Origin of the sequence: Rhodococcus sp. IEGM 1307 (genome assembly GCF_030056915.1) — a bacterium.
GTDB lineage: Bacteria > Actinomycetota > Actinomycetes > Mycobacteriales > Mycobacteriaceae > Rhodococcus_F > Rhodococcus_F opacus_D.
On record NZ_JASHKW010000004.1, the window covers coordinates 14,898 to 29,314 of the forward strand.

At 67.5% G+C, this 14,417-nt stretch carries 12 protein-coding genes and 1 pseudogene; 2 read left to right on the forward strand and 11 right to left on the reverse strand.

The window, feature by feature from the left end; translation table 11 throughout:
- The 10 genes and pseudogenes from QM841_RS08585 to QM841_RS08630 all read right to left on the reverse strand — a co-directional run.
- Positions 1–154, reverse strand: a pseudogene (locus tag QM841_RS08585) (nitronate monooxygenase); the annotation flags it as partial.
- A gap of 64 nt (positions 155–218) precedes the next feature.
- Positions 219–1,604: a flavin monoamine oxidase family protein gene (locus QM841_RS08590; protein WP_283331613.1), complete on the reverse strand. Its 1,386-nt coding sequence runs from the start codon at positions 1,602–1,604 to the stop codon at positions 219–221.
- Between the two features lie 43 nt (positions 1,605–1,647).
- Positions 1,648–2,343 carry a hypothetical protein gene (locus QM841_RS08595; protein WP_005570176.1) on the reverse strand — a complete coding sequence of 232 codons (696 nt, stop codon included), beginning with the start codon at positions 2,341–2,343 and terminating at the stop codon, positions 1,648–1,650.
- Between the two features lie 33 nt (positions 2,344–2,376).
- Positions 2,377–3,675 (reverse strand): NAD(P)/FAD-dependent oxidoreductase, encoded by a 1,299-nt coding sequence (locus tag QM841_RS08600; protein WP_005570175.1) that lies wholly within the window; start codon positions 3,673–3,675, stop codon positions 2,377–2,379.
- A gap of 2 nt (positions 3,676–3,677) precedes the next feature.
- Positions 3,678–4,055, reverse strand: a complete 378-nt coding sequence (locus QM841_RS08605) for a hotdog fold domain-containing protein (protein ID WP_005246555.1) — start codon at positions 4,053–4,055, stop codon at positions 3,678–3,680.
- Entirely contained in the window at positions 4,052–5,716 is a 1,665-nt protein-coding gene (locus QM841_RS08610; RefSeq protein WP_283331614.1) for a flavin-containing monooxygenase, read from the reverse strand. The genes QM841_RS08605 and QM841_RS08610 overlap by 4 nt, the downstream gene beginning before the upstream one ends.
- Before the next feature lie 111 nt (positions 5,717–5,827).
- Positions 5,828–7,285, reverse strand: coding sequence for an aldehyde dehydrogenase family protein (locus tag QM841_RS08615; RefSeq protein WP_283331615.1), 1,458 nt, complete (start codon positions 7,283–7,285; stop codon positions 5,828–5,830).
- A 44-nt stretch (positions 7,286–7,329) separates the two neighbouring features.
- The gene (locus QM841_RS08620) at positions 7,330–8,424 is read right to left on the reverse strand and encodes a Zn-dependent alcohol dehydrogenase (RefSeq protein ID WP_283331959.1); all 1,095 of its coding nucleotides are present in this window, start codon (positions 8,422–8,424) and stop codon (positions 7,330–7,332) included.
- A 14-nt stretch (positions 8,425–8,438) separates the two neighbouring features.
- Complete coding sequence (locus QM841_RS08625; RefSeq protein WP_283331616.1) at positions 8,439–9,218, reverse strand: enoyl-CoA hydratase/isomerase family protein; 780 nt, start codon at positions 9,216–9,218, stop codon at positions 8,439–8,441.
- 10 nt (positions 9,219–9,228) lie between these two features.
- Complete coding sequence (locus QM841_RS08630) at positions 9,229–10,857, reverse strand: class I adenylate-forming enzyme family protein (protein ID WP_283331617.1); 1,629 nt, start codon at positions 10,855–10,857, stop codon at positions 9,229–9,231.
- A 292-nt stretch (positions 10,858–11,149) separates the two neighbouring features.
- On the opposite strand from QM841_RS08630, the gene QM841_RS08635 reads away from it, so the two are divergent.
- Positions 11,150–11,821: a TetR/AcrR family transcriptional regulator gene (locus tag QM841_RS08635; RefSeq protein WP_283331618.1), complete on the forward strand. Its 672-nt coding sequence runs from the start codon at positions 11,150–11,152 to the stop codon at positions 11,819–11,821.
- A gap of 72 nt (positions 11,822–11,893) precedes the next feature.
- Here QM841_RS08635 and QM841_RS08640 read toward each other — a convergent pair whose 3' ends face one another.
- Positions 11,894–13,363 (reverse strand): MFS transporter, encoded by a 1,470-nt coding sequence (locus QM841_RS08640; RefSeq protein ID WP_283331619.1) that lies wholly within the window; start codon positions 13,361–13,363, stop codon positions 11,894–11,896.
- 341 nt (positions 13,364–13,704) lie between these two features.
- Here QM841_RS08640 and QM841_RS08645 point away from each other — a divergent pair, with 341 nt between their 5' ends.
- Positions 13,705–14,400: a TetR/AcrR family transcriptional regulator gene (locus tag QM841_RS08645; RefSeq protein ID WP_283331620.1), complete on the forward strand. Its 696-nt coding sequence runs from the start codon at positions 13,705–13,707 to the stop codon at positions 14,398–14,400.
- Positions 14,401–14,417 lie beyond the last annotated feature (17 nt).

The following is a 14,417-nucleotide window of genomic DNA, read 5'->3' on the forward strand; positions in this document are numbered from 1 at the left end:
GCCGGTGGCGAGTCCGCCGCTCGCGCGATGATCGGGACGGACTGCGCCCGGGCCGCGGCGGGGATCAGCACGAGCCCGGGACGTCGTCCTCGCCGGGGTGTCCGGCGCACTCGAAGCCGTCGATGCCGATCGCGTCGACCCCGAGTTGTTCGGCTGAGGGCGTGCCCGGACCACGCGGCAACTACCCCGCGCCTCCGGCAAGCTGGCGAAGCGACTGCTCAAACTCTGATTGCCGAGTCCTTCTCTCTCGCGGCCTGGCTCAGGCTCGCCAGTACGGCCTTCGCCGCTCGCTCGCCCGACGTCGCTGCGTCGGCGAGCGACGGCAGATCGAGCTGGTAGTCGCCGGCGAGGTAGGTGGTGCCGAGCGGATCACGCAACGTCGGAAGCGAGTTCCTCCGCCCGGGCGCCCAGAAGGGCACGACCCGACGATGCCGTCGCACGATGCCCTCGCCCAGCTTCCCTTCCAGCTCGGGGAACACTGCGAGCAGGTCCTGCTGGTACCGCGACACGATCTCCTCGTCGGGGAGGTCGAACAACGCGTCGGCGTGAGCGCCGCCGGCGAAACAGGCCAGCGCTCCACCCGGCTTACGGCCGTCGCCGTTCCGCATCGCCGCGGCGTGGTTGAACATCGCCTGGAACGACAGTTGCGGCGTCGAGACAGCGAAGTAGTCGTCCCAGCGCTGCGGCCCGACTTCGTCGGTGAAGAATCCGACGATCACGTACCGGCCGTAGGTGATGTCGTTGAAAGCATTCCGGTGCTGTTGCGGGAGGTCCGGGATGATTCGCTCGGCGACATCGGCGGGTGCGGTCACGATCGCGCGCTTTGCCCGCAGCCGCACCGGTCGGTCGCCGTCGTGATAGTCGACGACCACGCCGTCCCCGTCCTGCCGCACCGAGCGCACCACCGAGTTCAGCCGGATCCGGCCACCGAGATCTTCGGTCAGCACGTCGGTCAACGTCTGATTGCCACCCACCGGCAGCGAGAAGTTCGGGATCTTCTCCGGGTCGGCCAGCGCGAGGCCCACCGACGTGACGAACTGGGTGGCGGCCGTCTCCTCCACCTCGCATCCCATCCACTGCGCCGACCACGACCGCACGACGGCGGCGGCCAACTCCGACCGGACACCCTTCAGCAGGTATGACGCCAGCTTGGTGTCGAGCTTGGCGCGAACCCGTTGCGCGATACGGCTCTGCGACTCCAGGAACGGCATGACCGAGAGGATGCGTGCACCGACGATGGCCATGCCGATACGGTCCATCATGGTCATCCGCGTGCGGAACATGAGCGCGACGGGGTTCGAGGTGTCGACCACCTCGCCGTTCAAGTACAGCGCGACGCTCTTGCCTGCGAGCGAGCCCATCTCGATGCCGTGCCGGTCGAGGGCATCGATCAGCGTGCCGGTGCCCTCGGTGAACTGGGTGCCGACGTTGATCCAGTAGTCGCCCCGCCGGACGGTCTCGACTCGTCCGCCCGTGCGATCGGTGGATTCGAGCACCACCACGTCGGTCTCCGGCGCCACCGTGGTGGCCGCCATCAGCCCCGACATTCCGGCGCCGACAACGACTACCTCGGTGGTCTCTTCATGCACGTCGTGCGTTGTCATTTTTCGGTTCCTGATTCTCGATCACAAGGAAAGGTCCGGCGGCTCAGGCCGTAGCGGGAGCGCTGCCGCTGACCGCCTGCGCATCGACGCGCTTGTTGTAGGCGTCGAACGCTCGGTAGGCGCGGTAGTACGTGAACATTTGCAGGCCCCACGTGGACAGCGCGAAGATGTAGAAGATCGTGTGCTCCGCGTCGTCGCCCGGGATGTGGACGAAGTCGTAGGTCGCGGCGATGACGAAGCCGCAGGCGGTGGCGACGGCGGCCGAGATGGCGTGCCCGCGCTCGCCGATGCCCCAGAGGCGCTTGACGAAGTAGATCAGGAAGATCGTGGTGAGCACGTTGACGACGATGTAGAAGATCTTGCCGGGCAGACCGATCTCCACGGCGAATTGGCTGAGGAGGAAGCCCACCACGCCAGCGAGGGCGAACGCGCCGATGTCCACCGCCGCGGACGGCTTGTACCGGTGGGTGACCTTCATCAGCCCCAGGACCAGGATCAGCGTGATGCCGACGGACCGGGAGAAGGCGTCCAGGAAGTAGGCGAAGGCGTACATCGGGCTGTCGTGACCTGCCTTGACGAGGCCGTAGATCAGGAAGTTCGAGCCCGATGTCGCGACGATGATCCACTCGATGCCGAGCAGGTAGTTCTTGTAGTTCCGGATGAATTTGATGCCGTAGGTGAATCCGACGGCGATCATCCAGATGTCCGCGACCGCGAAGAGCAGTTCTTTGATGGACATGATTTCTCCTTGGAGGGTGGCTTGCGCCGATGGTTAGTTCGTGAGGGCTGCCAGGCGGTCGGAGGCGCGGTCGGCGAGCCAGGCCGCGTGCAGCGCGGGTCCGCTGACGAAGCTGGGCCAGAAATGCTTGCGGCCGTGCCAGATCGCGGCCAGGTCGTCGTGCAGCGGCGCGCCGCCGACCCGGTCCGCGAGGAGATGGCCCACGTACTGTGCCTGGGCGAACCCGTGGCCGTTGCAGGCGAGCGAGTAGAGCACGTTGTCGGAGGCCTCGCCGGCGACGGGGAGCCACGTGGAGCTCATGCCGATCCAGCCGCCCCATGACTGTTGCAGCTTGACGTCGCGCAGGCCCGGGAAGCGGTCGTGGAATCCGCGGACGAGGTCGTCGGTGACGTTCCGTGCGGGGGTGCGGTTCGGCAGTGGGTTCCGCCCGGTCTGTACGCGGCGGGTGCCGAACACGATGGTGCCCCGCGGGGTCACGCGGTAGCTCTCGATGATCATGTGCAGCGTGACCATCGGGGCGCGGCTGGTCCAGCCGATGGCGTCGAGTCGCTCGGGTGCGACGGGTTCGGTCTCGACCAGGGAGGTCCACACCGGGCTGGCGAGATTCTTCGGCGCGATGGACAAGCCGTTGCTGTTGGCGTTGGTGGTCAGCAGCGCCTTGCGAGCCCGAACCCTTCCGTCCGGTGTGTCGACGGTGACACCGTCGCCGGAGTCCGTGACGTCGCGGGCGGGGGTGCGTTCGTAGACACGCACGCCGGACGCGATCGTCGCGGCCCGCAGACCGAGGACGAACTCACCCGGGTTGAGCGTGCCACCGACCCCCTCGCGCACTCCGCCGAGGAAGCCGTCCGGAAGGCCTGCTGCGCGGCCCTCGACGAATTCGGCCGCCGATCCGGCCTCGGCCATGACCTTCGCATTGCGGCGCGCGTGCCGCAGCTGCCCCTTGGACACGGCGGCCATCACGATGCCCTCCTGCTGGTAGCCGCAGTCGATCCCGTAGTGAGTGATGGCGTCCTCGGCGAAGTGCACCGCGTTTTCGGCGTACCGGTAGAGGTCGCGCAGCCGCTCGCGCTTCAGCAGAAAACCCAACAGCTCCGGATCGGCGGCGACCGAGTTCGTGATGTATCCGGCGTTGCGGGAGCTGGCGCCCCAGCCGAGGGTCTGCGCCTCGAGGAGCACCACGTCGACGCCCTTCTCGGCGAGGCGGATGGCGGCCGACATGCCGCCCCCGCCGCCGCCGATCACGACGACATCGCAGTCGATGTCACCGGTCAGGGGTTGTTCGACGGTGGCGGGCGGTGCGGCCCAACCGGTGTCGTGAATCAGCTCCATGGCTACTTCTCCGTCTCGTCTGCAGGGATGACCGCGGTGCCGCGAGCGCGCACCGCGACCAGTGGCGATTCGAGGACCTGTGCGCGGCCGGTGTCGTCGGAGCCGCGGCAGATCACTCGGAGCTCGAAATCGACCGTGCGGCTGCGGTTGCCCTTTTTCACCAGCCGGGCCTCGGCCTCGACGACGTCACCGCCGCGGACCGGGGCGAGGAACTCGACCGACGAGTAGCCGGCGAACAGCCCCTCGTGGCCGTCGATCTCGATCGACAGGTTCGTCCCGGCGTCGCCGAACAATTTCAGGGCGAACGCACCGTCGACCAGGTTTCCGGCGTAGTGCGCGTCGGAGAAGGCGACGTAGCGCCGGTGCACCGTCCTGCTCATGAGATCTCCTGATGGATCGGGCCGAGGTTGCGGGACTGTGTCTCCCCGTCGATCTCGACGCCGGGGTAACCGCGCTTGGCGATCTCGGTGCACATCCGGCGGTACTTGCCCACACCGCCCACATAGCCCATGAAGGTGTTGGGTTTGCCCTCGATGTTGGAGCCGCGGTACCAGGAGTCGGTGGTGGCGTACAGCGTCTGGGCGACGGTCCCCTCGGTGATGTCCACCCAGTCGTTCTGGGCCTCGGGGGTGGCCTCGATCAGCGTGGCGCCGGAGTCGCGGGCGTGCTCGATGAGATCGGCGATCCAGTCGACGGCCTGCTCGATGGTCACCACCACGTTGCTCGCCAACGCGGGGCTCAGGGGACCGGCCACCATGAAGAAGTTGGGGAAGTCCGTGGTCATGAATCCGAGGTAGGTGCGGATGCCGTCGTGCCAGGTCTCCTGCAGCGTTTTGCCGGACGCGCCGGTGAGACCCAGCCCGTACAGCGGGCCGGTGAAGGCGTCGAACCCGATCGCGAGCACCACCGCATCCACCTCGTAGGTGCCCTTCGAGGTGACGATCGCGTTCGCGGTCATGGTCTCGATCGGCTGGTCACGCAGCGACACCAACGACACGTTCGGCCGGTTGTAGGTCTCGTAGTAGTCCGTACCGAAAACGCTGCGCTTGGCGCCGAGAGGGTGATACCTGGGCACCAGCAGCTCGGCGGTGGCCGGATCCTCGACAATCTCACGGATCTTGTCGTGGATGAATTCCGACGCGGTCCGGTTCGCCTCGGCGTCGGTGAGGAGGTCGGCGAACTCGGCGCCGACGCCCTGGAAGCCGCTGCGCTCGTAAGCCTCCTCGTAGCGCCGCCGACGCTCCTCGTCCGAGACGTCGAAGGCGTTGTCGGTGACGGGGCGGTCGGGGATGCCGCCGGGCGAGTGCCGGCATTCCTCACGGATCGCCGGGTAGCCGTCCTTGACGGCGGCGACCTGCTCCGGGGGGAGGTCGGCGTTGCGCGCGGGCATCACATAGTTCGGGGTGCGCTGGAACACCGTGACGTGCTCGGCGACCTCCGCGATCAGCGGGATGGCTTGCACGCCGGACGATCCGGTGCCGATCACAGCGACACGCTTGCCCGCCAGGTCGTCGAGCGCGATGTTCCAGCGGCTGGTGGACACCTGGAGTCCGGTAAAGTTCTCGAGGCCCGGCACGTCGAAGTCCTTGGGGGTGGACAGACCGCCGGCGCCCGAGATCAGGTAGCGGCCGCGGCGCGTCTCGCCGTTGTCCAGCTGCACCTCCCACAGCCGGTCGGCCGCGTTCCACGTCGCGCCGACCACTCGGGTATCGAACGTGAAGTGCTTGCGCAGGTCGAAGCGGTCGGCGACGTGGTTGATGTAGCTGAGGATCTCGGCCTGCGGCGCGAATCGCTGACTCCACGTCCACTCCTGCTGGAGCGCCTCGTCGAACGAGTACGAGTAGTAGATGCTCTCGACGTCGCAGCGCGCGCCCGGATAGGTGTTCCAGAACCAGGTGCCGCCGACGCTGGGTCCGGCCTCGAAGCCCGCGAAGGTCCACCCGGCGGTGGTGAGCCGGTGCGAGAGGTAGAGGCCGGAGAAGCCGGCGCCGACGCCGATGACATCGACGATCCCGGTATCCGAGGTGGAGGGGAAGTTCATGGAATTTGCCGCTTTCGTTAAATTGGTCATTTGACTGGATCAATTGACTTAGTTCAGTAGACCAGTGGTCCCGGTCACAGTCAAGGGGTGACGCGAAAGAAGTGCCGATCGCTACAGCGGGAGGTCGGGTGAATCGACGCCGACCACGCGGTCGCCGCAGAACACCCGGACGGACTCGCCGGGGGCGTGACCGCCGATTCCGGCAGTGCCCCAAAAGCTCTGTGCCGAACCGTCTGCGAGATCGGCGATCTTGGCACCGTTCACGCGCACCTCGCCGGACAGCACACGGGATCCGACCTCGACGGCGCGATCCAGGTCGCCGCCGAACACGTAGGCGTCCAGACCCGAAGGGTTGGCGTTGGCAACGCGCAGCGCGTCCTCGTCGGACTCCACGGCATGCAGACTGACGAGTGGTCCGAACAGCTCGGCCGTCGCCACCGACGCGTCGACTCCCGACGCGACGGTGGGCGAAAGGAAGAACCCGTCGAGCGCGGGCAGCTGCGCAGGTTGATGGATCGTCGCGCCGTGGGCCCGCAGCCCCTCGATGCGGCTCTGCAGGGTGGCGAAATGCGGGGCGTTCGAGATCGGGCCGAGCTGGGAGTTCTCGTCGAGCGAGTGCCCGATCTCGATGCGGGAGATGCGATCGAGCAGCGCGTCCAGGAGCGGCTCGACGAGACTCTTGTGCGCCAACACCTTTCCCGGTCCCTCACACCACTGACCGTTGAGCTTGGTCATCCCGTCCAGGATCCCGTCGGCGGCCACGTCGATGTCGGCGTCGTCCAGCACGAGGGCCGGATTGTTGCCGCCGAGCTCGAGCTGGAGCACCTTGAAGTCCTCCGCGGCGGCACGGGCGATCGCACGACCCGCGTTCGGGCCGCCGGTGAACGAGACGATCTTCACGCGGGGGTCGCCCGTGATCGCCGCGCCCACGTCTCCCCCGCCGTGGACGAGCTGCAGCGCACCGTCGGGCAGCCCGGCCTTGACGAAGCACTCGACGATGATCTGGGCGCTGCTCGGCGCGTGCTCCGACGGTTTGAGGATGACGGGGCAGCCGGCGGCGAGGGCGCTCACCATCTTCGCGGCGGGAATGAAACTGGGGCCGTTCCACGGGGTGAGGATGGCTGCGGGGCCCCACGGGACCTTGTACAGCCGCACGTCGCGGCCGCCGGCCGCCAGCGCGGTGCGCCGCGGGGTGGCCCGCAGATCCGCAGCGGACGAGCGGATCCGGTGCGGGAGGAACTGCGCGACCAGCCGGGCCTTCGCGATCGGGACGCCGCTGGTGAGGGCGTCGGTCCGGGCGATGTCCTCGATCCGGGTCTCGACGATGTCGGCTGCACGCTCGATGACCGCGGCGCGTTCCTCGCTCGCCGCGTCATCCCAGCGTTCGAAGCCGTAGGACCGCTCGGCATGGCGCAGCGCGCGCTCCACGTCGTCCGGTCCGGTGGTGACGGCGCGGTGGATGGGTTGCCCCGTGTTGGGGTCGAGATTCCACGCGTCCGGAAGTGCCCGGCACTCGGACCACCCGTCCGCGATGTAGTTGATCGGCTGAGGCAGTTGCGTATTCGACATCTGCGGACTCCTTCTGTGCGCAATTGTGGATGGGGTCGGGGTGATCACGCGGTGAGGTCGGCGACGATGCGGGTTACCTCGCCCGACTTCATCGCCTCGAAGCCCTTGTTGATCTCGTGGAACGGGATCACGTCGCTGACCATCTCGTCGAGCAACAGGTGTCCCTGCAGGTAGAGGCGCGCGAACTGGGTGATGTCCTCGTGCGCTTGGCCCGAGCCCATGTAGGAACCGATGAGGCGCTTCTCACCGAAGAAGAAATCCGACGCCGGAACAGTGAGGTCGGTGCCGTCGGGCGCGATGCCCACCAGGCATGCCGTGCCCGTGCCGCGGAGGACCGCCAGCGCGGTAGCCGCGGTCCGGGCGGAACCGACGGCCTCGAACGAGTAATCCACGCCGTCGCCGAGCACCTTCCGGATCTCGGCCGGGACATCGGCCGCACCGTTCACGACGTGCGTGGCACCGTAGGTCCGCGCCGCCGCGAGCCGGGCATCGTCGAGATCGACGGCGATGATCGCCGAGGCCCCCGCGAGCCGTGCGCCCTGGATGATTGCCGATCCGACACCGCCGCAGCCGATCACGGCCACGGTGGCGCCGGGGCGTACCTGCGCGCCGCGGAACACGGCGCCGACGCCGGTGACGATGCAGCACGACAGCAGGCACCCGACGTGCAGTCCCACCTCGTCGGGAACCTTGACCAGCGAGTTCTCCCGCATCACGGTGTGGCGGGAGAACGCGCCGATGTCGCCGAGCCGTTCGACGACCTGGCCTCCCGGCAGCTGGAAAGCCGGGCGGGGGCGCTGTCGGATCTGCGAGACACGCTGGCATTGCGTCGAGTGCCCGACCTGACAGTTGCGGCACAACCCGCACGAGGGTGTGAGGGCGCCGACGACGCGGTCGCCCGGGCGCAACGAGGTCACCGCGGAGCCGACCGACTCGACGATGCCCGCCACCTCGTGCCCGACAACCACGGGTAGGTCGGCGCCCACGGTGCCGGTCATGTAATGCAGGTCGCTGTGGCACAGGCCCACGTTCGAGACTGCGACGCGGACCTCGTTCGGATCCGGGTCGTCGACCTGGATCTCGGTGAATTCGAGCGGTTCGTTCAGCGAGGTGAGAAGCGCTGCCTCGGTGGTGATCATCATCGTCTCCGATCTCAATTGCTCTGCGCGGGCGCCGTCGGCGCCGCGTTCTTCGATGCCCAGAAGCCCTCGATGCCTTCGGTGAAGGCGCCGGACTCCCACGACTGGCGGGCGGCGTCGTCTTCGCGGGTGAACGCGGCCTCGATGTCTTCGGGGCGCGGCCGCAGCAGACCCAGGTGCAGCGCGGTGGTCCGGGGATCGGAGTTCCATTGCCTGATCACCTCGACCGCGCGGTGCACCAGTGCCTCCGGGGCCACGATCTCGTCGAGCAGCCCGATCCGCAGGGCCTCGCCTGCGCCTATCCGGTTCGAGCCCAGAATTATTCGCATCGCGTGGTTGCGTACCAGGCGGCCCATGAGGAAGCTCGAAGCGTTCGAGATGATGATTCCGCGGTGGTTCTCCGGCTGGTAATACTCGGCGGCGGGAGTGCCGATCCGGGAGTCGCAACACAACGTGATCTCCGAGGCGCCGCCGACCGCGATCCCGTTCACGGCCGCGATCACGGGGACCTTCGTCTCGAGAATCGCGCGGGTGATGTCGTGGAAGGTCGCGAAGGCCTCGCGGATCTCGTCGTAGGTGGTCGGCACCGCCTGCAGGTCCTCACCGGCGGAGAACGCCCGCCCGGTGCCTGTGAGCACGATCCCGCGGACGAGATCACCCGTTCCGAACCGGCGGATGGTCTGCGCGAGCCGCACCCTCGTTGCCACGTCCATCACGTTCAGCTTCGCCGGGCGGTTCAGCGTGAGCACCGCGACGTCGTCGTCGATGTGCACGTCCAGATAACTGTCGGTCATGTCCGGCTCCTCAGTTGCCGTTGCCGGCGGTGCGCGGCGGCTGCAGGTCGTAGGTGATGCCGGGATGCTCGGCGGAGCGCGCCTGCAGGGCCGGCTTCGACACGCGCTCGGACGGGGTGCGCGGGAAATCGGCGACGAACTCGACGTATCGAGGAATCTTGAAGCGCGCCAGCTCAGTTCGTGCGCCGTCGACGATTTGCTCTGCCGTCGCGCGGCTCTCCTCGACGCCGGGGGCCAGCTGAACGAAGGCCTTGACCTCCTCGCCGAACAGCTCGTCCGGGACGCCGACCACCGCTGTCGCGACGACGGTGTCGTCGCGCTCGAGGACGCGTTCGACCTCGGCGCTCGCGATGTTCTCCCCGCCGCGGCGGACCATGTCCTTGATCCGGCCCACCAGGCGGTAGCCGTCCGGCTCGCGGACCGCGACATCGCCGGTGTGCAGCCAGCCGTCGCGGAGGACCTCCGCGGTGTCTTCGGGTCGGTTCCAATAGCCGAGCATCATCGGCCTGCCCGACGTGATCAGCTCGCCGGACTCTCCCGCGGCAACTTCCCGGCCCTCCGGATCGACCACCCGGACCTGCTTCGTGGGAACCGGCTGCCCCAGTCGTCCGCTGCCGACGTCGACCGTGCTCTCGGGGAGGCTGACCAGGTCGGCCCCGCTTTCGGTCATCCCGAAGATCTCCCGCCACGGCGTGCCCCAACGCTGTTCGAGCTGCGCGTGCAGCGCGACGGGGATGGCCGAGCACAGCACGAGGCGCAGGTCGTTGTCCCGGTCCTCCGGGCTCGGCGGCTGCTTGAACAGAAGCGTGGGCATCGAGCCGAGCACGTAGCAGAACGTGGCCCGGTGGCGACGGACGTCCGCCATGAAACCCGAGGCGGAGAACCGGGGCAGCACCACCAGCGGCGCGCCGACCGTAAGGCACAGGGAGGTGTTCCACTGCGGGTCCATGTACGAGAACGGCTGCGAGGTGAGAACCACATCGCCGGACCCGAGGCCCGCCGCACCCGCACAGATCCACCCCAGCCGGACCCAATAGTCGTGGGTCAACATGCACGCCTTCGGGAATCCGGTGGTCCCCGAGGTGTACTGGAGGTTGGCCAGCGTGTCCGGGGCGATCGCGACATCGGGCCTGTCCGCCGGGTACTGCGCGAGCTCGCCGCGCGACGCGGCTTCGACGATACGGACATCGGCCAGATCGCCGTTCGCGGCGCGCACCTCGTCGACGAGCGGGCTGTGACCGTCGTCGGTGAACATCACCCGGGCGCCGGAGTCTCGGAGCACGAATTCGAGGTCTGCGCGCTGGTATGACGAGTTCACCGGCACCGCGACGCCGCCGGCTTTGAGGATCGAGAGCCAGGCGATCGGCCACTGGACCACGTTGGGCAGCATGATCGCGACCCGGTCGCCGGCGCCAATCCCGTCCTCGGAGACCAGACGCTGCGCCAGGCGTGACGTCCAGTCGTCGATCTCGCCGAAGGTCCAGGATCCTTCCGCGAACCGAAGAAACTCACGGTCGGGAAAGCGGGCGGCCTGGATCGCCAGCAGGCCGACGACGGTGTCGATCGGCGGGTCCACAGCCATGCGATCGAGTGCGATCGCGCGTTCCCCGGGAACTGATTCGACTCCGGTCATGGTCATCCTCTTCACGCTTGTCGGGTGCGATGCGGATGCAGCTCGCGATCTCTGGTCGTAACGGCGCATCCGCGGTGAGCTCGAGGCCCGGGACCTTCCGATCACCGTTGGCGCCGGACTGTGGTCTCGGTCATAGCCTAGAAGAACATAGTCAAATGATCAAGGCATATGACCACGAACCGGTAGGATCACTCACCGAGAGGTGGTCATCTCGCCGATATGGCGGCCTGATTGTCCATTTCGACTAGTAGCCGAAGCTGACCTGATCATCCGTTCAGATCTGTCGACAGGAGAGGGCATGGCTCGCATTCCCGCCGCCGAACGTCGCGCCGAACTGGTGGCGGCGGCCGTGCGCGTGATCGCTGCCGACGGGGTCGACGGCGCCACCACCCGCCGTATCGCGCAGGAGGCGAACGCCCCGCTGGCCACCCTGCACTACTGCTTCGCCACGAAGGAGGTGCTGTTCGCGGCGGTCTTCGAGCACGTCGCCGGACAGTATCGAGAGGTGCTGACGCGCAACGATGTCCATGGCGACGTGGCGATCACCGCGCGCGCCCTGTTACGCGGCGTGATGGAGTGGTACCTGGCGAATCCGGACTTCGGCGCGGCGATCGTCGAGCTGATCAGCTGGGGCCAGCGTCAGGAAGGCCAGCAAGCCGAGATGGTGTACAACGAGGCATCCGCGACCATACGGACGAAACTCGAGTCCGTCGCGACCGCTTCCGGCCGGCCGGTCGACCCGGACACCATCGACGCACTGACCTACATCGTGTCCACATTGTCCGACGGATTCGCGCTCAACTGGCTGGTGTTCACCGACCCCCCAGCGGCGGAACGACAGATCGAACTCATCCTCGGCGTGCTCGACGCCTGGATGGCCGCCCACCTCGGCAACACCTCCGGACCGGCGGCCCGTCCCTCGCAGGCCTCCCCCGCCGAGCTCGTGTCCTGGGTGAGTGTGGAGTGGTAGTGAGCGCCACGGAAGCGGCCGCCCGCACGAATCATCGCGCCAGGTCGGGGACGGCAATCGACCCAGCCACGTTCAGGACGCTGCCGCGCCGACGCGCCGACCGGACCGGGCGCGTGAGACCAGCACGCTCACCACGACCAGCAGGGCGAGGAGTCCCGATAACCAGTAGCCGATGCCGTAGAGGCCCTTGGCAGCGACCTCGAGACCGGTTCCGACCACCGGAACCAGGGAGGCGCTGAGGTCGGCGCTGACCAGTGCCGTGCCGAAGGCGAAACCCACGGCCATGGACGTGCCGGCGATACCGGCCGCCATCCCGGCTTTCTCCTCGGGCACTGCCATCTGCACCATGGTGAACCCCGCTGCGTAGCCGATTCTGATCCCGAGACCCATGACGGCAGCGCCCACCAGGTAGTGCCACTGCTGGTCGTGCGCGACGGCGAGCCAGGCCAGCCCCGATGCACTGATGAGCGCTCCGATGACGAAGACGGTCGCACCACGGCCGTTGAACAAGGCGCGGTCGAGTACGGTTCCGCGGATCAAGAACGCCGCCGCGAAAGGTGCCATGAGCCAGCCGGTCTGCAGGGCGCTGAGCCCGAGTCCGTAGGCGTCCGCGGGACGAAGATCCTCGGGAGTGATCTGAGCGTACGTGCTGAGCAGCAGTAGGAAGGCCGAGTTCACCGCGGCGAACAATGCGATACACAAGCACGACGCGGTGACCAAAGGCGCCTTCATCAGTGCGACGTCGAACACCGCCGAGGTCGAGCGGCGCTCGACGCGCACCCAGGCGATGCCCCCGACGATGCCGGCCATCAACGGAATGAGCGCCGCGATGCCCCACACGAGGCCTTGCGTCAGAGTCAGCAGGATCGCGGCGACCCAAGCGATCATCCACACCGTGCCGAGTACCGCGATGCGGCCGGAACGCTCAGCAGGCGGGGTGTGGGGGATCACGGCATAGCACGCAATGGCCGTCACTGCGCACACTATGGTGAGGATGATGAAAAAGCCTCGCAGCGACAGACTCTCGACGATGAAGCCACCGCCGATCATGCCCACGACGATGCCGACACCGGTGGCGATGACCAGAACCGCGACACCCACCGTGATACCGTCCTCGCCGAGATTGCGGCGCAGGAAACCGAGCGGAAGCAGCTGCGCCGCGCCCCCGAATCCCATGAGAATGCAGCCGACCAGAAGGGTCGAGTACGAGTCGCCGGCAGCCGGAACGAGCGCGCCGACCGCAAGGAATGCGGACGCCGCCACCGCGGCGTTTCGGTCGCCGTGCAGATCGGCGAGGCGCGGCAGCAAGATGAAGCCCGCTCCCCCGCCGAGGGTCAGCGCCGTGTAGAGCCACGTCGTCTCGGCCACTGTGGCGAGGCCGTACTGCGCCTGGATGATCGGCAACAGCGGCGGCAGGATGAAGATGACGGCGTTGGTCAGGACGATCAGCAGCGTGCCGACACCGATGAGCACTGCCTTGTTCGGCCCGGGGCGAGCAGTCCCCGCATGGCCGGGTCCGGATTGCTGGTGGATCTCTGTCATGAATTGCTTCCTTCGATGATCACGCCGCCGTCTCGCATGATCATGTCGACCATGGCTTCTGTGGTGGCGTCGGGGGTGAGACACGTGAGTTCGTCGGTCATGACGGGTCTGTTTCTTCGAAACCGGTGTGGTCGCATCGGAGTGCGCCGACCCGCCAATGTGATCCGGCTCATACCGTAAGCCCAGTGAGTCGTTTGATCAAGGCATATGACTATTTGCTTCGCGTTATTGCCCGCACCTGACGGCGGTTCTCCGGGGAAATATGGCAACACGCTTACCTTTCCGACTGGTAGCGTGGAACCGACTTGATCATCCGTTCAGATCTGTTGACAGGAGAGGGCATGGCTCGCATTCCCGCCGCCGAACGTCGCGCCGAACTGGTGGCGGCGGCCGTGCGCGTGATCGCTGCCGACGGGGTCGACGGCGCCACCACCCGCCGTATCGCGCAGGAGGCGAACGCCCCGCTGGCCACCCTGCACTACTGCTTCGCCACGAAGGAGGTGCTGTTCGCGGCGGTCTTCGAGCACGTCGCCGGACAGTATCGAGAGGTGCTGACGCGCAACGATGTCCATGGCGACGTGGCGATCACCGCGCGCGCCCTGTTACGCGGCGTGATGGAGTGGTACCTGGCGAATCCGGACTTCGGCGCGGCGATCGTCGAGCTGATCAGCTGGGGCCAGCGTCAGGAAGGCCAGCAAGCCGAGATGGTGTACAACGAGGCATCCGCGACCCTGCGAGCGATCCTCGAGTCCGCCGCGACCGCTTCCGGCCGGCCGGTCGACCCGGACACCATCGACGCACTGACGTACATCGTGTCCACATTGTCGGACGGATTCGCGCTCAACTGGCTGGTGTTCACCGACCCCCCAGCGGCGGAACGACAGATCGAACTCATCCTCGGCGTGCTCGACGCCTGGATGGCCGCCCACGTCGGCGATGCCCCCGCGCCTGCGGCCCCGGCCCCGGCCCCGGCCCCGAAGACGGCCTCGCCCGAAGAAGCCATGCGCTCGCTCGTGTCCTGGGTGAGCGTCGAGTGAAAACCGCTCTGACCTGA

Coding starts and splice junctions, on each gene's coding strand:
- QM841_RS08590 (WP_283331613.1), bottom strand. CDS start 1,604: ATGACAACGCACGACGTGCATGAAGAGACCACCGAGGTAGTCGTTGTC.
- QM841_RS08595 (WP_005570176.1), bottom strand. CDS start 2,343: ATGTCCATCAAAGAACTGCTCTTCGCGGTCGCGGACATCTGGATGATC.
- QM841_RS08600 (WP_005570175.1), bottom strand. CDS start 3,675: ATGGAGCTGATTCACGACACCGGTTGGGCCGCACCGCCCGCCACCGTC.
- QM841_RS08605 (WP_005246555.1), bottom strand. CDS start 4,055: ATGAGCAGGACGGTGCACCGGCGCTACGTCGCCTTCTCCGACGCGCAC.
- QM841_RS08610 (WP_283331614.1), bottom strand. CDS start 5,716: ATGAACTTCCCCTCCACCTCGGATACCGGGATCGTCGATGTCATCGGC.
- QM841_RS08615 (WP_283331615.1), bottom strand. CDS start 7,285: ATGTCGAATACGCAACTGCCTCAGCCGATCAACTACATCGCGGACGGG.
- QM841_RS08620 (WP_283331959.1), bottom strand. CDS start 8,424: ATGATCACCACCGAGGCAGCGCTTCTCACCTCGCTGAACGAACCGCTC.
- QM841_RS08625 (WP_283331616.1), bottom strand. CDS start 9,218: ATGACCGACAGTTATCTGGACGTGCACATCGACGACGACGTCGCGGTG.
- QM841_RS08630 (WP_283331617.1), bottom strand. CDS start 10,857: ATGACCATGACCGGAGTCGAATCAGTTCCCGGGGAACGCGCGATCGCA.
- QM841_RS08635 (WP_283331618.1), top strand. CDS start 11,150: ATGGCTCGCATTCCCGCCGCCGAACGTCGCGCCGAACTGGTGGCGGCG.
- QM841_RS08640 (WP_283331619.1), bottom strand. CDS start 13,363: ATGACAGAGATCCACCAGCAATCCGGACCCGGCCATGCGGGGACTGCT.
- QM841_RS08645 (WP_283331620.1), top strand. CDS start 13,705: ATGGCTCGCATTCCCGCCGCCGAACGTCGCGCCGAACTGGTGGCGGCG.